The sequence below is a fragment of the Pseudobutyrivibrio xylanivorans genome, from assembly GCF_010906925.1.
Lineage (GTDB): Bacteria > Bacillota > Clostridia > Lachnospirales > Lachnospiraceae > Pseudobutyrivibrio.
In genome coordinates, this window is the sequence record NZ_VTVE01000001.1 from 1,283,925 (window position 1) to 1,307,909 (window position 23,985).

26 protein-coding genes and 1 tRNA gene are annotated in these 23,985 nt (G+C 38.2%); 3 read left to right on the forward strand and 24 right to left on the reverse strand.

Annotated elements, in window-relative coordinates:
• Positions 1 to 35: 35 nt before the first annotated feature.
• The 16 genes from mtnN to F0Q01_RS06085 form a co-directional block, all read right to left on the reverse strand.
• The gene (mtnN, locus tag F0Q01_RS06010) at positions 36 to 743 is read right to left on the reverse strand and encodes a 5'-methylthioadenosine/S-adenosylhomocysteine nucleosidase (protein WP_090487268.1); all 708 of its coding nucleotides are present in this window, start codon (positions 741 to 743) and stop codon (positions 36 to 38) included.
• Positions 740 to 1,501 (reverse strand): ABC transporter permease, encoded by a 762-nt coding sequence (locus F0Q01_RS06015; protein ID WP_090487271.1) that lies wholly within the window; start codon positions 1,499 to 1,501, stop codon positions 740 to 742. Before F0Q01_RS06015 ends, mtnN begins: the two co-directional genes overlap by 4 nt.
• 10 nt (positions 1,502 to 1,511) lie before the next feature.
• A complete protein-coding gene (locus F0Q01_RS06020) occupies positions 1,512 to 2,741 on the reverse strand; it encodes a radical SAM protein (RefSeq protein WP_090487274.1) in 1,230 nt (409 codons plus the stop codon).
• A gap of 24 nt (positions 2,742 to 2,765) precedes the next feature.
• Complete coding sequence (locus F0Q01_RS06025; protein ID WP_090487277.1) at positions 2,766 to 3,830, reverse strand: ABC transporter substrate-binding protein; 1,065 nt, start codon at positions 3,828 to 3,830, stop codon at positions 2,766 to 2,768.
• Positions 3,831 to 3,849: 19 nt separating this feature from the next.
• Positions 3,850 to 5,283, reverse strand: coding sequence for a nitrogenase component 1 (locus F0Q01_RS06030; protein ID WP_090487280.1), 1,434 nt, complete (start codon positions 5,281 to 5,283; stop codon positions 3,850 to 3,852).
• Positions 5,284 to 6,678 (reverse strand): nitrogenase component 1, encoded by a 1,395-nt coding sequence (locus tag F0Q01_RS06035; protein WP_090487283.1) that lies wholly within the window; start codon positions 6,676 to 6,678, stop codon positions 5,284 to 5,286.
• 26 nt (positions 6,679 to 6,704) lie between these two features.
• Positions 6,705 to 7,580 carry an AAA family ATPase gene (locus F0Q01_RS06040; RefSeq protein WP_090155173.1) on the reverse strand — a complete coding sequence of 292 codons (876 nt, stop codon included), beginning with the start codon at positions 7,578 to 7,580 and terminating at the stop codon, positions 6,705 to 6,707.
• 16 nt (positions 7,581 to 7,596) lie between these two features.
• Positions 7,597 to 8,841: a methionine adenosyltransferase gene (metK, locus tag F0Q01_RS06045; RefSeq protein ID WP_242941832.1), complete on the reverse strand. Its 1,245-nt coding sequence runs from the start codon at positions 8,839 to 8,841 to the stop codon at positions 7,597 to 7,599.
• Positions 8,842 to 8,952: 111 nt separating this feature from the next.
• Entirely contained in the window at positions 8,953 to 9,096 is a 144-nt protein-coding gene (locus tag F0Q01_RS06050) for a YezD family protein (protein ID WP_090155183.1), read from the reverse strand.
• 34 nt (positions 9,097 to 9,130) lie between these two features.
• Positions 9,131 to 9,201: transfer RNA gene (locus F0Q01_RS06055), tRNA-Pro, on the reverse strand.
• 318 nt (positions 9,202 to 9,519) lie between these two features.
• On the reverse strand, positions 9,520 to 10,701 hold the full coding sequence (locus F0Q01_RS06060) for a Gfo/Idh/MocA family protein (protein ID WP_090487286.1): 1,182 nt from the start codon (positions 10,699 to 10,701) through the stop codon (positions 9,520 to 9,522).
• A gap of 20 nt (positions 10,702 to 10,721) precedes the next feature.
• The gene (locus tag F0Q01_RS06065) at positions 10,722 to 11,882 is read right to left on the reverse strand and encodes a Gfo/Idh/MocA family protein (RefSeq protein ID WP_090487289.1); all 1,161 of its coding nucleotides are present in this window, start codon (positions 11,880 to 11,882) and stop codon (positions 10,722 to 10,724) included.
• A gap of 1 nt (position 11,883) precedes the next feature.
• Entirely contained in the window at positions 11,884 to 12,972 is a 1,089-nt protein-coding gene (locus F0Q01_RS06070; RefSeq protein ID WP_090487292.1) for a Gfo/Idh/MocA family protein, read from the reverse strand.
• Between the two features lie 34 nt (positions 12,973 to 13,006).
• A complete protein-coding gene (locus tag F0Q01_RS06075) occupies positions 13,007 to 14,611 on the reverse strand; it encodes an extracellular solute-binding protein (RefSeq protein ID WP_090487295.1) in 1,605 nt (534 codons plus the stop codon).
• A gap of 58 nt (positions 14,612 to 14,669) precedes the next feature.
• On the reverse strand, positions 14,670 to 15,533 hold the full coding sequence (locus tag F0Q01_RS06080; RefSeq protein ID WP_090487300.1) for a carbohydrate ABC transporter permease: 864 nt from the start codon (positions 15,531 to 15,533) through the stop codon (positions 14,670 to 14,672).
• Positions 15,534 to 15,549: 16 nt separating this feature from the next.
• On the reverse strand, positions 15,550 to 16,443 hold the full coding sequence (locus F0Q01_RS06085; protein ID WP_242941833.1) for an ABC transporter permease: 894 nt from the start codon (positions 16,441 to 16,443) through the stop codon (positions 15,550 to 15,552).
• Between the two features lie 184 nt (positions 16,444 to 16,627).
• Between F0Q01_RS06085 and F0Q01_RS06090 the strand changes: the two genes are divergently transcribed.
• Positions 16,628 to 17,509 (forward strand): AraC family transcriptional regulator, encoded by an 882-nt coding sequence (locus F0Q01_RS06090; RefSeq protein ID WP_090155198.1) that lies wholly within the window; start codon positions 16,628 to 16,630, stop codon positions 17,507 to 17,509.
• Here F0Q01_RS06090 and F0Q01_RS06095 read toward each other — a convergent pair.
• The 6 genes from F0Q01_RS06095 to F0Q01_RS06120 all read right to left on the reverse strand — a co-directional run bounded on the left by F0Q01_RS06095 (position 17,506) and on the right by F0Q01_RS06120 (position 21,781).
• Entirely contained in the window at positions 17,506 to 18,078 is a 573-nt protein-coding gene (locus tag F0Q01_RS06095; protein ID WP_163927168.1) for an AAA family ATPase, read from the reverse strand. The genes F0Q01_RS06090 and F0Q01_RS06095 overlap by 4 nt on opposite strands.
• Positions 18,079 to 18,158: 80 nt before the next feature.
• Complete coding sequence (locus F0Q01_RS06100) at positions 18,159 to 18,896, reverse strand: amino acid ABC transporter ATP-binding protein (protein ID WP_090155202.1); 738 nt, start codon at positions 18,894 to 18,896, stop codon at positions 18,159 to 18,161.
• On the reverse strand, positions 18,897 to 19,571 hold the full coding sequence (locus tag F0Q01_RS06105; RefSeq protein ID WP_090487307.1) for an amino acid ABC transporter permease: 675 nt from the start codon (positions 19,569 to 19,571) through the stop codon (positions 18,897 to 18,899).
• A complete protein-coding gene (locus F0Q01_RS06110; RefSeq protein ID WP_090487310.1) occupies positions 19,552 to 20,211 on the reverse strand; it encodes an amino acid ABC transporter permease in 660 nt (219 codons plus the stop codon). Before F0Q01_RS06110 ends, F0Q01_RS06105 begins: the two co-directional genes overlap by 20 nt.
• 35 nt (positions 20,212 to 20,246) lie before the next feature.
• Positions 20,247 to 21,137 carry a transporter substrate-binding domain-containing protein gene (locus F0Q01_RS06115; protein WP_090155208.1) on the reverse strand — a complete coding sequence of 297 codons (891 nt, stop codon included), beginning with the start codon at positions 21,135 to 21,137 and terminating at the stop codon, positions 20,247 to 20,249.
• Positions 21,138 to 21,160: 23 nt separating this feature from the next.
• Complete coding sequence (locus F0Q01_RS06120) at positions 21,161 to 21,781, reverse strand: GDSL-type esterase/lipase family protein (protein ID WP_090487313.1); 621 nt, start codon at positions 21,779 to 21,781, stop codon at positions 21,161 to 21,163.
• A gap of 266 nt (positions 21,782 to 22,047) precedes the next feature.
• Between F0Q01_RS06120 and F0Q01_RS06125 the strand changes: the two genes are divergently transcribed.
• On the forward strand, positions 22,048 to 22,449 hold the full coding sequence (locus F0Q01_RS06125; RefSeq protein WP_090155212.1) for an RrF2 family transcriptional regulator: 402 nt from the start codon (positions 22,048 to 22,050) through the stop codon (positions 22,447 to 22,449).
• A gap of 150 nt (positions 22,450 to 22,599) precedes the next feature.
• Positions 22,600 to 23,184 (forward strand): hypothetical protein, encoded by a 585-nt coding sequence (locus tag F0Q01_RS06130; RefSeq protein ID WP_090487316.1) that lies wholly within the window; start codon positions 22,600 to 22,602, stop codon positions 23,182 to 23,184.
• 74 nt (positions 23,185 to 23,258) lie between these two features.
• Here the strand turns inward: F0Q01_RS06130 and F0Q01_RS06135 are convergent, their stop codons facing one another.
• Both F0Q01_RS06135 and F0Q01_RS06140 read right to left on the reverse strand, forming a co-directional pair.
• Positions 23,259 to 23,564, reverse strand: coding sequence for a hypothetical protein (locus F0Q01_RS06135; protein ID WP_090487319.1), 306 nt, complete (start codon positions 23,562 to 23,564; stop codon positions 23,259 to 23,261).
• A gap of 10 nt (positions 23,565 to 23,574) precedes the next feature.
• Complete coding sequence (locus F0Q01_RS06140; RefSeq protein ID WP_090155218.1) at positions 23,575 to 23,958, reverse strand: hypothetical protein; 384 nt, start codon at positions 23,956 to 23,958, stop codon at positions 23,575 to 23,577.
• Positions 23,959 to 23,985: the final 27 nt, after the last annotated feature.

Consider the following 23,985-nt stretch of genomic DNA (forward strand, 5'->3'; position numbering starts at 1 on the left):
CTCTTATCTCTAGTAGACTATCCCTACCATTTTCATCAGCCAATTTCTTCTAAAAAAGGAACAAGCAGTTCTGTAGGTCTTATTTTTAATTTCTTGTCTATCTCTTTTTCTCTATCATCGATATTATTGGCCTTTTTATTTTCAATGATTTCTATGGACTCATCATTGGCCAAATCAGAGAAAATACGCAAGGCTGCAAACTCAACATTTTTTGCAGTAGCCACTTGAGCTATAGCTGCTGTTTCCATATCAAAGGAAACTGGGTCATAAGTCTCGATAATATTTTTTCTTTCTGTTTCATCACTTAAAAAGAAATCCCCTGTTGCAAGCTTTCCTGTGATGTAATCAAAGTTGTTATCTTTAGCAGATTTTTCAAGTCCATCTATAATCCAGTCTTCTGTGTCTTTAATCTTAGGATAGTTGTCATCAATATAAGGATGAAAATCAGTCTGAACATAGCTTTTTCCGATTGCAACCGTTCCTCTTTTGGCATTAGGTGCAAGCCCACCTGAAACGCCTATATTTACAATGAAATCTGGATTGAATTCGCTGATAACATCTGCTGTATTGTATGCTGCATTTACTTTTCCCACTCCAAGGACTTTTACATACAGATCAATGTCCTTTTTGTCATGTCTGTATAAATTTTTCTTAGTCCTTGACCATCCTTCTCTTTTATCGAGATACTCATGGATGTACTCAGTTTCCTCATCCATTGCACTTACTATTGCTACTCTTTTCATTTATTGTTCTCCCATGGTGTAATCTTTTTAAAGATTTTTGATAGAATCCAATCAGTGCCAATACCAATAACTCCAATTAGAATAATACAAAGAATTACCTGATCCGACTTAAGCATGCTTCTAGCATCATTTAATCGATATCCTATTCCAGATGAAGCACCTAACATTTCAGCAGCCACTACAGCCATCCAAGAAGCTCCCATTCCAAGCTTTAAGCCTACTAAAATAGATGGAAGTGCATTTGGCAAATATACCTTAAGAAAAGTCTCCCATTTTCCAAGTTTATAAAGGCTTGCCACTTCAAGTAGCAACTCTGATGTTGATGAGACACCACTCATAGTGTTAATCATTATTGGAAATGTTGCGGCGATAACTATAATAACCACCTTTGAGACCTCGCCAATTCCACACCAGAGAATGATAAGTGGAATCCAGGCAATAATTGGCACCTGTCTAATGGCAGTTGCAGCTGGCAATATAAGCTTCCTAACAAATGGAATCATACCAGCCAAAGCACCCAAGGCTACTCCTAAAAATGAAGCGATTACATATCCTTGGATTACTCTTAAAAGGCTTGCAATAATGTCCTGCTGTAGCTGACCATTTTGAGTTAGATTTTTAAAAGCTTCAAAAACATCACTAATCTTTGGCAGAATAGCTCCTGACATATTGTTAATTGTTGTGGCATAGAACCATGCCACAACAATCAAAAATGGAATTATGAAACTTATATTAGCATCCTTAACTTTGTTACTCATAATTGTCCTCCTAAACAGCTAAGGCAGACTCATTCTCCTTCTCGCTTTCGATACCTTCCTCCTTAAAGATAGGTAATCTTTCCTCTTCGATTCTGTAGAAATCAAGTACTAAGAAGTCTGGCGATGGAGAAACATCCAAATACTGCTCGTATGTAATACCAGCCTGCTTATGTAAAAGATAAGTCTTCTGTGCCATATCGTAGTGCCACTCAAAAGTAGGTGTTCTGTGTCCCTCAAGCTTTGAGCCTGGATTTGGGCACCACGCATTTGTTAAGCAGATAACACCTTTCTTTGTAAGAATTTCAACGCCTTCAAGAGTTCTTTCCTTTGGCTCTATTCCAGCTACAAATCCAGTTCTTACACGTCCCTTACCAAATACAGAAACAGCCTTATCTAGTGCAGCAATCCAGTTTTCTCTACCGCCACACTCTTTTTCCTTTCCAGGGCAAATTACTCTAAAGTAGTTTTCATCCCAAACTTCAAGCTGAATTGCAAGTGTTCTAAAGCCTGCTTCCTTGTACTTTTCAATTACAGATAAATCTGCAGGTGCTCCAATAACAGCTGTTCCATTGAAATCCTCAAGTCCAGTCTCATCCTGGATTGCCTCAGCCACATCAATGTAATAATCAACCTCACGACGCTCTGGAACAAATCCACCAGTAAGGTTTACATGTCTGCCTTCGCCAAGTCTAAATGCCTCAGCTACTGTCTCACCAATCTGTTTAGGATTCTTCCACTGGATGTTTTCCTTTTCAGCATAAGTATCCTTTGTTGCATTGGCATTGCAGAATAAGCAATCTAAGCCCTTTTCCTTGAGGGAACATTCATTACTGTATGCAATACTTACGACACCATTTGAATATGTGGCTACATGTGACATTTCTGTTCCATCAGATGTCTTCTTGCTATAGTACTCAGGTCTGTGATCAAATTCGATTGGGAATTTCTCAACACCGTTATCAAATAAAACAAACTGACCATCAATATATTTAATCTCTACTGTAGATCTAGGATCCCATGAGAATGAATATCTAAGACCGCTAGGAGAGGTAAAATTGCAAGGGAATAATACTTCAGGGTGAGCCACATGGTCCATTTCAAATAGAGCATGAATCTGCTCCTGATATTTTCCACCCAAGTCAAGATTCTTAAAAATCTTTGGATCTACCTTGATTCCATCAATATTTACCTTAGCCTTAAATTTCAACTCGCTATATAATTTATCTTTTATAGTGCTCATTATTCTCTATTTTCTCCTATTTAATTACTTGCCTTCTTCAAGTTCTGTTTTAGCCTTTCCATAATATGAAAGGTCATACCATGAATCCACATCAAAGTCTCCATCAGACAAATCATTTTCCTGAAGGAAAGACAATGTCTTTTTAGCATTTGCTATAACATCATCTGTAGCCTCGATTTTTGAATAATTATCGTGTAATGGATAAGCGTAATCATAGCTTTCAGCTGAATATCCTGCTGCAATCCACTGTTCCTTTAAAGCATCTTCATTAGCTTCAATGTATTCGTTAGCTCTTAAAATTGCTTTTAAATATGCCACTGCCACATCTTGATTTGCATTTAAATACTCAGTTCTGATTTCTGTAATAGAACCAGCTGCCCATCCTTCATGATCATTGCTAAATAAAATTTCCTTAAATCCATTTTCCTTGGCAAGTCTGTAACTTACATCATTAGGCTGTACAACTGCTGCATCGATACTCTTTGTCTCAAGAGCAGCTAGTGCATCCTGAGCAGTCATCGGAACGAATTCAATATCATCAATAGTAAGTCCCTCTTCTTCAAGTGCATATAAGAGTAATCTGTGCATAAATGCGCCCTTTTGTGTAGCGACCTTTTTGCCCTTCAAATCCTTTACAGAATCAATTCCTGAATCTGGATTTGCAGAAATAACAATAAAATTGTTTAAGCCATTAAATGCAATTACTGTTGTATCAATTCCGTTAGCCTTTCCGTTAACAGCAGGCACATCACCTAGAATACCAATATCAAGACTTCCAGATGCTAGGGCCTCATTAATTGCTGGGCCTGCCCCTGACATAGGAACAAGATTAACCTTTACACCTATCTTTTTGAATTCCTCTTCAAAATATCCGTTATCTCTTGCAATGCCTTCGCTTCCCAAAAGAATATTGGAACCTGAAGTATCAACAAATCCAATATTTACTTCTCTGGTAACGTCACTTCCTGCTTCGATATTTTCCTCTTTATCTACAAGACCATTATCAGCAGTGCCACCGCAGCCAGTAAGAGCTGATAATACAAATGTACCAACTAAAGCTGCCAACACAGTCTTTTTCAATTTCTTCATTATTAGTCCTCCTAATTACCTATATAGATTCTTTCGATGCCAGTTCTGAAATTAGATTTAATTGTTTTACTTGGCCCCTTTTAGAAGAATGCTCTTGCCAGGTCTTCTGTCCCTTTAACTGTTTTAAATAGTTATAAAGCTCTTCTGATTTTTCTTTTTCATCCTGTTTTACTGTTGTAAGATAATTGCTTACAAATTCCACAGCCCCTCTTACTCCTGAAGTAGACTGATTAAGAATACTCTTGTGATATATAGGATATGAGGCTTCTATCAAAGGAATTCCGGCCTTGTTCGCTATATTCACCTCAAGCGAGCTTCCTATTACAAGTTCAGCCTTAGACTGTCTGATAATATCATCAATGTCCTTTTGATCTGATGTCTTATATACACTACTTGTGATTGAAGCAAACACCTCATCATTGTTCAGCTCATGCTCCTCATCTTTCTTCAATGAATCAGTAAGAATCGCTGCAACGATTTTTGCTCCAAAGACATCCTTTGCTATTCTTCCAAGTCTAATTACTTGCTCTTCGTCACCGACGATAGCTACAGACTTTCCAATAGCATGCTCAATCACTTCATCGCGAATTCTTCCGTAATAGTTGCTTTCATAAGCTAGTTCCTTATTTAAGAACTCATCTACCACATCCTGCTCTAGAGAAATCACTTTGCCAATTTCATCTATTAACTCTTTTTCCTCTAGTGCATTTACTGGAAGTGCTGCCTTTTGGATTACAGGTATATCAAATTTTTCATTAAGTACCTTTGCAGGTAATTCTCCCCAACGGCCAAACACGATTGACAGTGCTGCATTCTTCGCATTATAAATATCTTCGATGCCTCCGGTTACACCAAAGAATACATTGGCCTTTATTCCTACACCCTCTAATATTCTCTTAATCTCTTCTATGTTTCCTTGCCAATATGGATCCTTTTCAGGAATGATTCCAAAGATATTTACAAGATTTGAGTTTTTATTAGTTTCAGATAGTCTTACATCATAAACAGATTTAAATACATCAGCAAACACATGCTCATAACCAAAGTGAGCTCCACCATTGAAACCTGCAATAAGTGTATCTACAACTGGCTCATGCTGCTCCACTATCTCCCTAGTCATGGCATCAACATCATCTCCAACCATAGCTGACTCACAGCTGTTAAGGATTACATAAAGAGCTCCATCAACCACCTTAATAGTGTTTTTAATCTGCTCCCTAAGTCTCGATGCTCCACCAAAAATTACATGTCTTTCTTGAGCTGCTGTACCCGGTATGGAGTATCCTGAAAATCTAGCCGAGCCTCCTGTAGTCTTTGAATTTGCCAGATAGTTAATCACTCCACAGCCTGCGTTTGCATGAACAACTGGTACAACACCGTTTATTTCCTGAACTGTCTGTAAAGCACCATGAAGGGCACATCCATTTCTAGGATTCTTGATTATATCTGCCATTTAACTTACCTCCTGCTTTACATACCAGTTTCCGCTACGCTTCTTAAAGCTTTCTTTGTAGCTGCTCTTTAATCTGTATTTTCCCTGGAATTCTTCAACCTTTTTTATAGTGTTAGCAATAACCTCCACACCTTTAAAACCATATGTAACCTTATTCTTTGTGGAAATAACAACTGCTCCCTCATCAGTAGCAAATGAGCTTCCTGATTTTTCACTAAAATATATATCTATGCTGTTCTTAGCTAGCTCGTTTGCCTTTTCAAACTGCTGTCCATTTCCAATGATTGCTATAGTAGTCTTTGGTAAAAAGTCTAATTTCTTCAGCTGTTTTCTGTTGTCTAAATCCACAAATGAAGATGAAAATCCAACCACTTCTCCACCTAAATTTGTAAACAATCGTGCATAAGCAGAAACTTTACTAAGAGCTACATCAACAAAGATTTTCTTATCCTTTAATACATCCTTTATAACCACCTGAGATAACTCAGTTTCTGCTTTATCAATGTATTCAATCACTTCATCTTCGATATTTAAAAATGCGGCAATCTTTAAAAGAAAATTCTTTGTCCCTCTAAATCCCACGGGTACATCGGTCTCTATGTAATGTACGCCAAAAACTTCCTCAAGCTCCTTAGCTAGATACTCACCCTCTTCCGGGTTAAGCACTACAGATGCTCTTGCCTTTGATGCTCTTTTAATCTCATCCACATTTGAGAATCTTGGAAGTATCTGGAATTTGATATTAAGCTCTCTAAAAATATCAGCTATAACTGCTACATCCTCAATATCTTCTGAATAAGAAATGATATTTATGAAATCTTCCTTAACATCCTCATTGTTTGAAACAAGATATTTCAATAGACTATGTGTAACGATGTCATATCCTGTAACAGGTGTTTTAGTTTTAAAACCATCTGTATAAATGCTGATAATTGGAATACCTATTTCATCCTCAAGCTCCAATATGACTGAATTAATGTCATCATTATTGATAGCAACTACAGGTGTTCCAACAATAAAAATTGCCTTTGGATGCTTTTCCTCATAGGCTCTAAGAATAGCTTCAGAAAGCTTATCATCCCCACCTAAAATGGTGTCTCTTTCTACGAGATTTGTTGAATACCAACTAAAGTTTTCATTATTATTTTGAGCAATTCCTATGGCTCCACATCCAATGGAGCCATTTACTATGATTGCTGCATCCTCAATTGTAGAAAGGACATCAAATGCATAAATCGTTTCATCATCATGTATTTGGGAGAAGGTTCTGATTCTCTGCTTTATCTCCTCACCTGATGTTTCATCAATTAGAGCTTCCAAATTACCATGAAAATGGCTAAGGGAACTTAAGCGTTTTTCTCTTGTTAACGCTTTTCTTTCATCTAAAAAACTCATCTTTTAGGTTCTCCTTTCTTGTAGTGTTAGATTGCCTCTGCAACTCCAACAACACCATTTTCAATATCGTATATACGGTCTCCCCAGCTTCTAGCCCAATCTCTAAGCTCTGATGAACCAAGTGGATTTGGAACCACAAGATTTTCATTTTCAGCGATATATTTAGCTAAGTTTCTATAAATATCCGCTTGAGCGCTGTTTGGCTTAGCCTCGATAACTGTCTTGCCGTAAAGCTCTGACTGCTGTACATCAATTGAACGATTTACATATCCTGCAATGCTAGTGCCTGTCTTTGCAACGAAGTCCTCAACAATTTCTCTGTGATAACCAGGTTTCATGCTATTTGCAATAACGCCACCAAGCTTTGCTCCACCTGTAGGTGCATATTTATTAATGGCCTTGAAAAGATTGTTAGCTGCATATAAAGCCATAAAATCTGATGATGATACAACGTAGGCTCTGTCTGTAATTCCATCGCGAATAGGAACAGCAAAACCACCACAAACAACGTCGCCAAGTACATCGTAAAGTACGTAATCAGGCTTGAACTCCTCAAAAAGATTAAGCTCCTGAAGAAGATTAACTGCCGCGTTAATACCACGACCTGCACATCCAACGCCTGGTACTGGACCGCCGGATTCAATACATAAAACTCCACCAAATCCCTTTACCGATATATCATCAAGATGAATCTTGTTACCCTCTCTTAAACTATCAAGAACTGTAGGAAGATAGTTATTTCCTCTAAGTGTATTTGTAGAATCACTCTTTGGATCACAACCAATCTGAATTACTCTATATCCAGCCTCTGCAAGTGCTGCACTAATATTTGATGTAGTTGTTGATTTTCCGATTCCACCTTTACCATATATTGCTATATGCTTACCAATTTTCTCTGCCATTTCCTTTTACCTTTCCTTATACTGTTGTAGCTTCCTTAGCTTCTGAAATAAACTGAACTGCGATGTCTACCTTGATGTCATCAAAATATTTTTTAATCTCATCTACCTTATCTAAATGCTCCCAAGGAAGGTCAACATCTGTTCTTCCGAAGTGGCCATAAGCTGCAGTCTGCTTGTAGATTGGCCTACGTAAATCAAGGGCATCAATGATTGCTGCTGGTCTGAGGTCAAATACTTTTTCAATAATCTCAACAATCTTCTCATCATCAATTACTCCTGTGCCAAATGTATCTACTGCAATAGATACTGGCTTTGCTACTCCAATGGCATATGCAAGCTCAACCTCAAGTCTCTTCGCCACACCTGCTGCTACCAAATTTTTTGCTACCCAGCGAGCTGCGTAGGCTGCAGAACGGTCAACCTTTGTTGGATCCTTTCCTGAGAAAGCACCGCCGCCGTGACGACCTGTGCCACCATAGGTATCCACGATGATTTTTCGTCCTGTCAGACCTGCGTCTCCCTGTGGACCACCGATTACAAATCTACCTGTTGGATTTACATAGTAGATTGTATCCTCGTCCAATAACTCTGCTGGAATTACCGGCTTGATAACATGCTCGATAATATCAGCTCTTATCTGTTCAAGAGTTACATCCTCTGCATGCTGTGTTGAAATAACAATGGTATGTACTCTCTTTACAGTCTGTCCATCCTCTGCAAATTCTACTGTTACCTGTGACTTTCCATCTGGTCTAAGGTATGGAAGTGTTCCATTCTTTCGAACTTCTGTAAGCCTTCTAGTAAGGCGGTGAGCAAATGAAATAGCTGGTGGTAAAAACTCTTCTGTTTCATCTGTTGCATATCCGAAGATAATTCCCTGATCTCCTGCGCCTGTTCCAAAGTCCTCTGTCGCTCCTTCCTGTTTTGATTCAAATGCCTTGTCAACTCCAAGTGCAATATCTGCTGACTGCTCATCAATTGATGTAAGTACTGCAATTGAATCCGCGTTGTATCCATCTACATTATTTACATAACCAATCTCTCTGATTGTGTCTTTTGCAACCTTTGCTATATCCACGTATGCCTTTGTAGTAATTTCACCAACTACAAGTGCTAGTCCTGTTGCTACTGTTGTCTCAGCAGCTACTCTAGAATATGGATCCTGAGCAAGTAGCTCATCAAGGATTGCATCAGAAATTTGATCTGCGATTTTGTCTGGATGTCCCTCTGTTACTGATTCTGATGTGAATAACTTTCCCATGTTCTTTTTACTCCTTTTCTTATTACATTTTTTTATAAAAAAGAGGCCCAAAGTCACAGCTAATGGAACCGTAACCTTGAACCTCTAGTTTTCTAGTCAGTTCGATAAGTCCTACAATCTTATCTTTTCACTTTTGTCAATTTGGATGATTTTTCCATCTTGGATGATTATATTTACCGAGCCATATTTTATTGACTCTATATAATCTTTAATCTGCGCCAGTTGATTTTCACTAACCTCTTTTAATGTTGCCATTTTTTTCTCCTTTTACTTTTGTGTAAACCATAAGTGGTGCTAGTTGGATTCGAACCAACAACTTCAGTGCTGCCGCACCTATGCCATTCCAGCGGCCATAGCACCAAAAAAGCCACCGCCTAGGTGGTCCCAAAGCAGTGGCTCAAAATTCGTATATACGAATTTGTTCATCATGGTGCAAGACAACAAGCCATGCACCCTTCAGCACTCACAACCTGGGAGTATAGCATTCTACACATACACATATTCATACAACAACAGTTCTCGGATTTTAATATATGTCTCATTGTTGTCTTGCTCCTTTCTTGTTATTTCTGATTCGTTGTTGATACTATATCTTTAATAACCTACTAAGTCAATAGGTTTAACAATAGCCAAAAATAATAGCTAGTTATAAATCAGATTTATAACTAGCTATATATACTACCACTTCACTTTCCATCGATTGGAATACTCGCCATAAGAACCATCTTCACATAATGTTTTAATATGCTTTTCATGATTGCTATTTTTTATACTTTGGAGAAAATGCAAGTATTCATCTTCATCAAGTGGTAAGTTAACAAAATCATTTTTCCACCAGGACAAATAGGCGGCATTTGCCAAGCTAAGTCCATATATTCCCTCTTCCCCTGGTGATATTAGCGGCTCCCCTTTTCTTATGGCATTAGAAAAGTTTTGTAAAATGCCTATGTGAGCACTCTCTGGTTCCTCTTGGATAATAGTCCTTTCGTCCACATCAATCTTTGGCATAAATTCCTTAGAATTTTTTGTGTACTCCATCAAATCTTCTTTTAAAAGAGTGATGGTAAGTTTTCCATTTTCGATAACAGCCTTGCCTCTTGTACCAGATATTTCCATTCTGTTTGTTCCAGGATATTCTCCTGTAGATGTCTGAAATATACCGACAGCTCCATTTTCATATTCTGCAAAAATCTCAGCTGAATCTTCCACATCAATAGGATGAAATAATCCTTTGTGACAAAAGGCTCTTATCCTAATTGGCATACCGGTAATCCACTGCCAGATATCAAGATTATGAGGGCACTGATTCATCAGCACACCGCCACCTTCTCCATCCCAGGTGGCTCGCCAATCTCCAGATGCATAGTAGGCATCTGTCCGATACCAGTTATTAATTATCCAATTAAATCTAACAAGTTGACCTAAGTCACCATTTTGAAATACTCTTCTAAGCTCTGTATACAGGGGATTAGTTCTCTGATTATACATAATAGAGAAAACTACTCCACTTTCCTTTGCCACCTGATTCATGTGAGCAACTGTCTTAACGTCCACTCCTGCAGGCTTTTCAGTCAGCACATGAATCCCATTTTTACAAGCCTCTTCCACAATAACAGGATGCATAGGATGAGGAGTTGCAACTACAATAGCATTGACTATCCCACTATTGATTAGCTCATGATAGTCATTAAAGCACTTTACACCTTTTAGATTAGATTTCGCCCACTGAAGCCTTTTTTCGTCGCTATCGCAAACTGCTGCCAGCTTGCATCCCTTGACTTTATTTTTATAAAGACTCATTCCATGGGCTGAACCCATATTTCCTATTCCTACAACTCCAATATTCACTATCTGTTCCATAGCGCCCCTACTCTCCCGTTTTATATACTATTGATTTTTATATCTTCCTCTGAAAGTTCCTCAGCAGATACTGTCTTTTCGTAAAAATGAATAGCATGTTTTTCGATTCCTCCGGTACGATAATATTCATCAATCTTTTGAATTGGCAAAGATACTCTCATACCTGTAAATCCAGATTTGTAAATGGCTGTAATAAGCTCTAAAGTGCGCTTGCCATCTACGCCTGTAATAAGAGGCCTCTTTCCATTTTCAAGTGCCGTTAAAACATCATCAATCTCACCTGTGTGTCCTTCATATTTTAAATCAGGAATGGAATCCATATACTGATTCAACTCAGCTAAAAGCTTTTCATTCTTTTCTTCCATAGGAAATCCATTGTCCATTGATACCTCTGCTTTTGGGTCCCAAGGAGCTGAAAGCTTGGCATCTGCACACTGGACGATGATGCTTTGCTCCTCACCGTGATGAACAACTGATGCAGTTACATCTGCAAGGCTTCCACCATCGTATGCCATAATTGATTTTGAAATATCCTCTACTTCAGAATTATCATGCATCACATTTGAAAGGATGGAAGTAACCTGATTTGGCAGTCCTCCCTCAAGCCAATTTAAAAGGTCAATATGGTGAACTGCATGATTTAAAGTAGGTCCACCGCACTCCTTTTCCCAAGTGCCTCTCCACCATAAATCGTAGTAACTATGACCTCTCCACCAATTTGAATTTATTTGAACCGAGCAAATCTTTCCTGCTTTATTACTATCAATCACTTTCTTTAATTTCCAATATGGATTTGTAAATCTATTCTGGGCAATCTGTCCTAGAACAACTCCATTTCGCTTCTCTGCTTCAAGCATTGCATCACACTGTTCAAGTGATGATGCCATTGGCTTTTCACAAAGCACATTGCAGCCTGCGTTCATTGCGTTAATAGAAATCTCAGCATGAGAAAATGGAGGAGTTGCCACATGGACTAAATCAATGTGAATTCCAGATGCAAGCATCTTCTCATGATCGTCAAATACAGGACAATCAAGTCCATATTGTTTTTTTATTTTTTCCGCTTTTTCAGGCTTTATATCACAAAGAGCCACTATCTCACATCTCTCAGGAAATGTTAGTAGACCTTTTATGTGAGCATGACTAATTCCACCTGTTCCTACAATTGCAACTTTTATCATTTTACTTCTCCAATCCATATACTCTTTCTGCTTGTAATTCCGCCTTAACGCAAAGCTCGGCAGCCTTGAAACAATGGGCCTGAGTCATAGCATTTTCAGTGCGATTAATACAATCCAATATCAGCTCACCAAAGAATGGGAATCCAACTTTGCCCTCCACTGCAAAATGCTGTTCACCGTCTTTATTTACCAAATAAACATGCTCTGCACCCTCATCGGTTGCAATATTAACGTATTTACGAAGCTCGATATATCCTTCTGTTCCTATAATGAAAGTTCGTCCATCACCCCAGGTAGATAGACCATCAGGGGTAAACCAATCCACTCTAAAATGCTGAGTTGTACCGTTGTCTCCAAGAAGAGTAGCCTCTCCCAAATCCTCAAGCTCGGGCTGGTCCGGATGATTGTAGTTACCTACCTGGCTGTACTGAACTGTGGCATCTTTGCAATCGCAGTAATAAAGGAACTGCTCAATTTGATGACTTCCAATGTCACAAAGAATTCCACCATAATATTCTTTTTTAAAGAACCAGTCAGGACGTCCTTTCACATCCCCAACTCTGTGAGGACCGAATCCATCTACATGAATAGGTTTTCCAATGGCACCTTCCTTTATCAACTGACCGGCAAAAACTGCTGACTCCACATGAAGTCGCTCGCCGTAATAGCACATATATTTTCTGCCAGTTTTTTCTACCATTTCCTTAGCTTGAGCTAGCTGTTCTAGGGACGTAAGAGGTGCTTTATCTGTAAAATAATCCTTGCCTGCGGCCATTACTCTAAGGCCAAGGGCACATCGCATACTTGTAACTGCTGCGCCGCATACTAGCTTTACTTCTGGGTCAGATAATATCTCTTCCTCACTGCTTGCAGCCTTTACTCCTGGATAGGCGTTGCAGAAATTTTTTACTTTTTCAGGGTCCCTGTCGTACACCCACTTAAGTGTTGCTCCTGCTTCTATAAGCCCATTACACATGCCATAGATATGACCGTGATCAAGTGCAATAGCTGCAATAACAAATTCCCCTTCCTTTACAACTGGCCTAGGTTTTCCCACTGGTGCATAATTCATTCCGTCTTTCCTATTCATCAATCAATCCTCACATTCTATAGTTTTTTGAAGTCTAATTTGTTACTCCAAAGTACTCCATTCTCTCGTCAACAACTGTCTTGATGCCAGCGTCCTCTAGCTTGCTCATATACTCATCAAATGTTTTGTCAAACTCACTAGGAGAAGCTGTAATACATTTAACCTGATACTCATCCTGAACAATCTTTAAATCAGTGATGTACTCAGATGTTGATGGCGCTGTGTAATAACTATCTGGAAGAATATTTCCTTTAAGAGCATTCTCATAGTTATTAATTACGTAGTCCTCATATCCTGGACATTCCTTTGATGTACATGCATTAAAAGCATCTACTGTATCAAAATAGCCCTGATTTCCTGTAAGGAATAAATCTGTACGGATCCAATCCTTATCCTTTGCGTTGTAATCAGAATCCTTTACAACAGGAACACCATCTACTAAATCGTAGTGTTCTCCTTCAAAACCGTGATATAAAACATATCCGCTATCCTTTGAGCACATCCAATCAAGATATGTCATACAAGCCTCAACCTTTTCAGCGGAAGCTGTCTTTGGACAAAATGCAATTAGACCACCAGTAGCATAGGCTGCACTGTTCTGCTGTCCAGTATTTACATTTTTAAATGGCTCAATTGATACGATGTCTGCATTTGGATCATTCTCCTTTAGAGTCTGAAGCAATCCGCCTCGCAGTACATCAACATTTCCATTTACGTTGTACTCACAGAATCCAATGGCACCTGAGCAGAATAAACTCTTAAACATATCTTCATCTGTTGCCATTGTGTAGTATTCCTTGTGCAAAAGGCCCTCGTTGTAAAGAGTGTTCATGTATTTGTAGAACTCTCTCATACCGTCTTGATCATAGTAGTCCATGATGCAGTCTTCTGAAGCTGCTACCTGCCACTGATTCTCATCCTGAGTTTTTGTTGAAAATGCAGCACGCATATTCCACATCTGTACTAAATGAGCGGCAACAACATCTTTTCTTCCATCAGGATTTTCCTTTGCAAATGCTGTAAGCACCTCATGCAATTCCTCTGGTGTTGTTGGCACTTCCATTCCAAGAGCATCTAGCCAATCTTTTCTGATGAAGAAATTCGTCTTTGCGGTAGTAGCACGGCGAGCTACAATACCATAGAGCTGTCCATCGCCATTTCGTCCAATATCAAGACAATCTTCTCCAATATAAGCCTTTAGATTTCTAGCCTGGTCTTCTCCATCTATAAACTCTGATAAATCCCAAGTTCCACCTAGATTAAAGTAATCCTCTGCGTATGGATATGTGTAAGTAATTGTGATATCCGGTGCAGTCTGAGAACCTACCATGGTCTGCATCTTTGTTACCTCATCACTTCGAGGTACAGTAACAAACTCAACATTGATTCCCACCTTATTCATTTCCTGGTTCACATAATTGGTCCACTTATTGTCTGTAATAGTAGAACCCTCTGGCGCATTACTTCTATCAAACAACTCAACTGTGATAGTCACATCGTCAAATTGCTTGTCTCCATATGTAGTTTTATAATCGCCACCACCTTCATTGCTAGCTGAAGCAGTTCCTCCTCCACATCCAACAAAGGTGGACATTACCATAGCAGCAGTGGCTGCTAATGCAATAAATCTTTTTTTCATATTACCCTCCATGTTTCTTTACATTTATATATCTTTACTGGCCAGTAAAAAAACTCTATTAACCCTTCACAGAACCTACCATTACTCCCTTTACAAAATACTTTTGGAGCCATGGATAAACCACGAGAATAGGCAGTGTGGACACTGCTACTGTCGCCATCTTAAGAGACTGTGACAGCACCATACTGCCTCCTCCCTCCAGATTTGCTGTACTATTTAATTCTCCTCCGAAAAGCAGAGATCTAAGTCTAAGCTGAAGTGTGTACTTTTCAGGTGTTGTTATATATAAAAGTGCGTTAAAATATGAATTCCAGTATTCAACTGCATAAAATAGTCCGATTGTAGCTATAATTGGAAGTGACAGCGGCAATATTATCTTTACTAGTACCTGTAAGTATGAAGCCCCATCAATTCTTGCTGCCTCCTCCAGAGAAGGTGGAAGGCTCTTAAAAAATGTTCTCATTACAATAAAGTTGAAAACATTGATTGCGTTTGGAATAAACAAAGCTCCAAGAGAATCGTATAGTCCTACATTTTTTACAACCAAGAATGTAGGAAGCAATCCACCGCCAAAGTACATAGTAAAAAGAATCATACCTGTAATAAACTTTCTTCCCACTAAGTCTTTTCTTGAAAGCGTGTATGCTGCAAAAATAGTAAGTAGCATACTGACAGTTGTTCCCATCACAGTAACAAATACTGTAGTTTTCATTGCCTGCCATATTTGCTTTTTAGCCAAAATATCTCTATATGCATCGAGGCAAAAATCCTTTGGCAAAACTGTGACATTTCCTGTTAATACTGCATTGTATCCACTTAATGAATAAGCTATTACATTTAGAAATGGATAAATGCATACGAATGTCAGCACCAACAATAAAACACCATTTAAAATTCGCCCAATACTCAATTTATTTTTCATGTAAAATACCCTCGCCTTATAAAATCCCTTCTTCTCCTATAAGCTTTGCAAACTTATCTGCAAAAAACAGAATCACAATATTTACCACTGACTGGAATAGTCCAATAGCTGTAGATTCACTATATTTCGCCTGCTCAATACCCATTCGATATGTATAAGTACTGATAACCTCTGAAACTTCCATTACTTTTTTATTTCCTACTAAAAGTGGCGCATCAAGTCCAATTGTCATCATTTTTGAAATTTGAAGAATGAGCATTACCACAATTACAGATTTAATAGCAGGAAGAGTAATGTATATGAGTCTTTGGAATTTACTTGCCCCATCCAAATAAGATGCCTCATATAATGTTTCATCAACCCCAGTTAACGCTGCCAGATAAATAATTGTTCCCCAACCTATTTCTTTCCAAACATTACTGATTACGTATGTAAAAATCCACCATCCATTGTTAGATAAAAATGGAATTGATGATAACCCCATCTTAGATAAAAACAGATTGATTGTTCCTCCATTCTGAGAAAAGAGATTTACAACAATACTTGCCACTACAACCCATGAAATAAAATGTGGAAGATATAGAATTGACTGAATGACTTTTTTAAACTTTCCGCTTACCACTTCATTAAGCATAAGGGCCACAATAATAGTGAATGGAAAACTTATTGCCAGAGTCAAAAGATTTAAAAGAAAAGTATTTCTTATACTGTTCCAAAAATTTTGATTAGAAAAGATTTTCCTAAAGATTTCAAAACCAACCCACTGGCTTCCTGATATGCCTTTAAAAACGTTGTAGTCCTTAAAGGCCATTACAAGACCGTACATTGGAATGTATTTAAAGATTACAAAATACGAAATTACAGGGACAAGCATTATATATAACCACTTGTAATTCCAAATTTTATGCATAGTTTTAGACATGTGTCGCATATTCCCCCTTTGTTTATTATCTATAGCGTATCTAGATAATAGCACGTTTATCTATGCACAAATACATATATTAATGCCAAAATTATTGCGTTTTTAAACCTAGGTAAATATAATGATATCAACAGGTAAAAAATAAACTATTGTATTTTTTAGGAGAAATCTTATGAAAAAAGAAATGCCAAATTACAAAAAAATAATGGAGACTCATGAAAATGATTTTATCTGCGCCTACAAGAATTCTCCTATTACAGAGACCGGTATTTATCACAGCCATGACGGATATGAAATCTACTTATTTCTTCACGGAGACACAAAGATACTATTAGAAAATGACGGTAAAATTATGGAGCCAGGGGATTTAGTACTCTTTCCTCCATACGTTTTTCACCATGCCTGCCCTATGGGAACTGAGGACTATGGCCGAGTTGTTATTAATATAAAAGAGGAATACTTCGAGAACAAAGGGGATGACTACAAGCATTTTACTGATTGCTTCAAGCAGGAGGATATGACAAAGCTTAATATCATCCACTTAAATCAAGAACAGATAGATACTTTTGTTGGCTATACTGATCTTCTAGAAAAATCACTAAATGAACATGAGCAAGAATTCGGTTCCACTGTACTTGCGGAATCTATTCTTAATATCATTCTTATCACCATAAACAGACTTGCAAATAAAAAAAAGACACCTACATACGTAGATGTCCTTCCAAAAACCATTACTGATGCATTTAATTATATCAACCTGCACCTATCAGACTCTATTTCCGCTAGCAGTGTAGCTGAAAATTTGCATTTACATCCTGTGTATCTCAATCGAATATTTAAGGCAAACACAGGCACCTCTATCCAGCAATACATAATTGAAAAGAGACTAGCACTTGCCAAAAAGCTACTGAAAGAGGGAAATGCCCCAATAGATGTATGTTTCCAATCAGGCTTTAACAATTATTCAAACTTTTCACGAACATTCTCTAATCACACCGGTACATCACCAAAACAATACCAGATGTCAGTTAGGAGTCCATTCGTAATCCACTAAGCTTTTGCTGCGCCCTCAAGCATAGCAACTATAGAATCCTCATCCATATTTGCTGAATTGATAATTAAATCAAAGTATTCTGGAGAGCCCCATTTACCGCCAGAGTGAGTGGTGAAGAATTTCTCACGCTTTTTATCGAACTTCTTCATTACCTCATCAGCTTTATCTGCTGGATTATTTTCTACATTAATGGATCTATCCATTCGATAATCATCATCGGCTGTGATAAATACCTTAAGGCACTTTTTGTCCTTAAGAATCTCGCTGGCGCATCGACCTACAAATACGCAGCCAGGCTGTTCAGCAGCCTCTTTAATAATATCCGCCTCTGTATTGTATATCTTCTCAGCTATGGTAGTATAATCGATTCCCGGTGTCTTAAAAATAGGCTTAATCGGTGTCTGCTCGTCCATATTGGCAACTTCCTCATAAGATAACCCCATTTTCTTACAAGTCTGCTCAACAACACCACGGTCATATAGACGATAACCCAACTTTTTTGCAAGCTTTTTTGCGATTTCATGACCACCACTGCCATATTTACGCTCTATGGTAATATAATCGTACATAAAAACCCTCCTCTCAATACAAATTATTATACCATATTGCAAAAATGAGTACATACAATACAAAAAAGCTACACATTTTTTTATTCGTAAGCAAATGTCTTTAGGAACTTCTTCGCACGCTCTGTTTTAGGCTCAATGAAGAATTCCTTTACATCTCTGGTCTCTTCTACAATATCACCCTTATCTATGAAAATAATTCTATCTGCAATAGCCTTAGCGAAAGCCATCTCATGGGTGACAATAAGCATAGTGGAGCCAGCCTTAGCAAGAGCTATCATTGTCTCTAATACCTCATGTACCATCTCTGGATCAAGTGCTGCTGTAACCTCGTCAAATAGTATCACCTCAGGGTGCATTAAAAGTGCACGAACAATAGCTACTCTCTGCTTTTGTCCTCCAGAAAGCTGTCGTGGATAATAATCCTTTTTGTCCACTAGTCCCACCTTATCAAGAAGTTCTATAGCCTCCTTGGTAGCCTCCTCTTTATCGCGCTTCTGCACCTTTGTAGGGGCGAGAATGATGTTTTCAAGAACTGTTTTGTGAGGGAACAGCTCATAGGACTGGAAAACCATTCCAATCTTCTGACGTAACTTTGTAATATCCCTTTTACCGGCCTCAACAGGAAGTCCTGATATGGTAATCACACCTCCCTGAATCTCCTCGAGACCATTTAAACATCTTAAAAATGTGCTCTTCCCACAACCCGATGGACCAATTATTACTACTACTTCCCCCTTTTCCACAGACAGATTAATATCATTTAAAACTGTATTCTGTCCGAACTCCTTGTGTAAGTGTGTTACTTTTAATAATTCCATTTACTCCCACCTTTTCTCTAAATATGTTGCGAGCCGGCTGATTGGCCAGCATACAATGAAATATAGTAAAAATACAACTGCAAATACGCCAAAGGCTGCGTTAGGCGACGAATTTCTATTTGCCTCTATAATCTGCTGTGCCACCTTAAGCACCTCAACGATTCCAATCATAAGTACAAGAGATGTTGTCTTAATCATTCTTGTAATTAGATTTATAGAAAGTGGAATCAGTCTCCTAATTGTCTGTGGGAAAATGATGTAGAAATATGTCTGCACCTTGTTAAATCCCAAAGCCATTGCTGATTCAAACTGGATTACTGGAATACTCTTTATAGAGCCTCTCACCAGATCTCCCATCTCTGCAGTTCCCCAAAACGTAAATACGATAATTGCCGATGCTTCTGCTGAAACTTCCCAACCAAAAACTCTAGTAGTTCCAAAATATACAATGAATAAAAGCACCATCTGAGGCATGATTCTTACCACCTCAAGATACACTTTGAGTATTGTCTTTAAAAATGGATTGTTTAAAGTCATAAGCATACCAACAACTAGCCCAAGAATTATGCTGAGTACAACAGCAATCAAGCTAATTTCCACCGATACCCATAATCCTTGAAGTAATCTTAAAAAGTTGGTTCCTTTAAATAGAACATCAATCCCCAAACTGTCCATAGCGCATCCTCCTTTCTACAATTGCACCTATTATAGAAATAGGAAGAAGCATTACCAGGTAAAAAACAACCAAAAGGAATAAGCATTCTATTGTCTTTGCGTACATGCCTATCAAATCCTTTGCTGTAAACATCAAATCCATCAAACTGATTGTGGAAAATACAGATGTCTCCTTCAAAAGGAAAATAACATTTGCAAGAATTCCCGGCACACTGATTGAAATCGCCTGTGGCAAAATAACGTACCACAGTGTCTGGAAATCACTCATTCCAAGGCTAAGTGCGCTCTCGGTCTGAATAACAGGCACAGCTTCTAGGCCACTTCGAAATGTCTCTATCATATATGCACCGCCTAAAAGCCCAAGTCCTAGCACACCACAGGTCTTTGCTGTTATTTGAATCCCCACCTTTGGAAGGGCAAAATAAATAAAAAATAACTGTACCAAAAGTGGTGTATTTCTAAATAATTCAATGTATATTCCCACAATCTTCCTAAGCACTGGTGTCTTAAAATGAATAATGGCAGAGCCAATTAAGCCTATTACAAAAGCCAAAATAATGCCCTGCCATCCAATTTTAAGTGTTAAAAATAGTGCATCCTTATAGAGTGGGAAATATTCAACAAGAATATCCTTATCCATTACTATAGGTTACAAATCCTTTCGTATAATACTTCCTACTTGCTAGGCTCTACTACAAGCTCATCCTCGTAATCAGCACCGTATGTATCAAGAAGTGTTGCTTCGTAATCAGCATGGAAGAAATTCTCGCTTCCGAGAGATACAAGCTCGTCATTTAACCATGTTAAAAGTGTCTCATTACCCTTTGTTACAGCAGGAGCAATTGTATCCTGGTCACCAAGTGATGGAATGCCTACTGTATAGCCTTCGTTTTCAATTGCAAAAGCAATAACCTCTGTGTTGTCATTAGCCCATGCTACGCCGTTGCCATTTTCAAATGCTGTCTTTGCCTCAGCGTAAGCATCATACTTCTGAAGCTTGATATCTGGGTAATTCTTAGCAAGATATGTCTCTGCTGTTGTTCCTGAGATAACGATAACCTCGTCATCAGCACCTAAATCATCGAGGCTCTCGATTACAGCTCCATCAGGTGAAACAACACCAAGCGCTACATTCATGTATGGTAAAGCAAAATCAACTTCCTGAGCGCGCTCCTCTGTAACTGTAAAGTTAGCAAGGATGATATCAACCTTTCCTGTCTGAAGATATTCGATTCTGTTAGCTGCCTCAGTTGATACATAGTTAATATCTACGCCAAGATCCTCACCGATTTTCTCAGCAAGATATACATCATATCCAGCGTACTCACCATTTTCATCTACATAACCAAATGGGCTCTTGTCTGAGAATACACCGATATTGATTGTGCCGCTTTCTTTAATTTCATCAAGTGTTCTAAAACCTGCTGCGCTTTCACCTGCCTCTACAGCGCTTCCATCAGCACTGCTGTCAGCCTTGTCAGATGAACCGCAACCAGTAAGTGAAGCTGCTAAAAGTCCTGTCACTAAAAGTCCACTTGTTAATGTCTTTACTAAATTCTTTTTCATATTAATTTCCTCTTTTCTATTAATTAAGCTGCAACGAGCTTTTTGTATATTGCATTTGCTAGAGCAAGATGTCCCTTTTCATCTAAGTGCTCCTGATCTGTTTCTGATGGCTTAGCCACATCAGATGCTGCCAAAAACATACAATCAAACTCCTCTGCAAGCTTTGCAAACACTGCCTTAAGCTCCTTAGAAGTGATAACTGATTTCTCATCAAACTCAGGATCAAACTCTTCCTTCCATACTGTATCTCCCAAGTGGATTGGGGAAAGAAGTAGGATTTTCGCTGCGCTATTGTTGTCTCTAATCTGTCTAAGTAAAATCTCAGCGCCTCTGGCTATAAGCTTTGGTGAAGCATTATAGACAGCCTTACAATCATTTGTTCCAAGCATGACCACTACTGTGTCAACAGGTCCATGGCTCTCAAGAAGAATTGGAAGTAATTTGGAGCCATTTCTTCCCTGTCTTGTGCTGTCCTCAAAAACTGTAGTCCGTCCTACTAGTCCTTCCTCTATCACTTCATAATCCTGGTGACCAAGCATGTCGGAAAGCACCCCGGTCCATCTTTCAGTTTTCTCAAATCTGCCACTACCGTCTGGCTTTAATCCATATGTGTTTGAATCGCCAAAGCAAAGTACACTCTTCATCTTGGTCCCCTTTCTGTGCCCTTTTGTATGGGCTTTTGTCTTGCATGTTGGTATATTAAACCTACTTGCCTACTGAGTCAATAGGTTTAATAATAAGCAAAAATTATAGTCTGCTATCAATTCTATTAATAGCAACTTCAACCTCTATAAATTATGCCTTTTTTGATACAGGCTATAAAAATCTGTTACTTATTGATTTGCCTATTAACCTATCGTATAATAGTACAAAACCAGCGATTGAATTAAAAAATTATGGAGGATTGATTATGTTCAGTACAAAGGGTCGATATGCACTGCGTGTCATGATAGACTTAGCTCAACAACATAGTGAAGAATACATTCCCCTAAAGGACATCGCAGAGCGTCAGGATATTTCCAAAAAATATTTAGAGATTATTGTTAAAGAATTAGTTCACGGCGGCTTTGTAAAGGGTGTCAGTGGAAAAGGTGGCGGATACATGCTTACTCGCTCTCCTGAGGAGTATTCAATTGGAGAGATAATCGAGCTCATGGAAGGAAGCCTTGCTCCAGTTGCCTGTCTAGCAGATGGCGCTGAGGATTGTCCTCGTGAAAAAGTATGTAAGACACTTCCTATGTGGACTGAGTTCTATATGTTAGAGCGAGATTTCTTCTACGGCAAGAAGCTCAGTGATATAGTAAATTCATAGTATTTTCTACTTGAAACAGTCATCTTTTGATGGCTGTTTTTTATTTTATTTTCTTACTAAATACCACAATATAATTTAATAGTTGACGAATAAGTGCATTAGTGTTATAACTGTACTAGAACGTATAACACAGTAACAAGGAGATAATTTATGAAAAGAAAATTAGTATTGCTTTCAGCAGCAACAATTCTCAGCCTTTCCCTTTTTGGCTGTAGTACAGAAGTAACAAATGATGATATTCCAGAAGATACAGTATGCCAAGCTCCATCAGATGATTACTGCGGAGGCTGTGGTACATCTATTGAGAATCTTAATACTTTAGATACAAAAGATAAAATTGCCCAGACTACTGTAGAATACAATGGAGTTAGCTTTTCTCTATTCGCTGATGCTAATGCTATTCTTGACAAATTAGGCGAGCCAACTGAGACAAGTGAATTTGATTCATTCTACAATAACACTTATGAAAATTGCGTTATCGAATATGAGTCAACTAACGATGACCCTACTATTGATTATTTATTAATTAAAACTGATGAATTTACATCAAACGGCATTAAAATCGGTGCTTCTGAAGAAGAAGTAAAAAAAGCATTTGGCGAGCCATCTACTGAATATGATTGTGAAGACCAGCACTTCTTTGATTATTACTATGATGAATTCTCACAGTACTTTACTTTCAAAGATGGTAAACTTGTAGAATTCTCTTTCACAGCCAACTGTACTACCGAATAAACCTGTTAACACCCTACCCCTAATTAACATAAAAGGGAGGCCATAAGGCCTCCCGATTTTTTTTGCAATTTTAATTATTTAGTAATTGATTTTCTAACTACACCCTTTGGGTCTTTTACTAAAAGATAAACAACCCAAATGATAAGAGCAAAGGCGATTACTGATAAGCCAAGAAAGCTATCGTTAATCATATCTTCTAATGCAGGATTGAAATACTCTGCGCCAAGCTCAATGTACTCTGCAATAGCATCTACAAACCACATAAGTGATGCGCCCCAGAACATGTACATTAAAACATGAAGCTTCATATTGTCATTCTCTCTGTTGTACCATTTAACTGTTGTAATAATAGCAGCGAAAACTGTAAGTAATAAAGTCATCTTCTACCTCCTACTTTGCAGCTTCTGTATTTGCAACTGGACGCTTAACAATCACATCTGCAGCTACACAAATACCAATCCAAACAACAGTAACAAGAAGTGCCATACCAACACCTACTGTGCCCATCTCGTGAAGCATCTCTGCCTTGTCCTCTGGATTCTCCATAGCTGTTAAAAATGGGAAGAATGGCTTAACCTCACCATGCCATACGTGCTCATATGCCAAAAGCACAGCACCACCCCAAAGTAAGTTTGTTAACCACTTTAACTTACGAGAAAATGGAATACCTGTTGATTCTGCAGCCTTTTCGCCACCTTTATTCTTTTTTTCAATACTTTTCTTAACTATAGTTGAAACTATAGCCTCGCCAGCTGGCACTGTAAAACAAGCCATAATAGACCTCCTTATTAATCATGAATT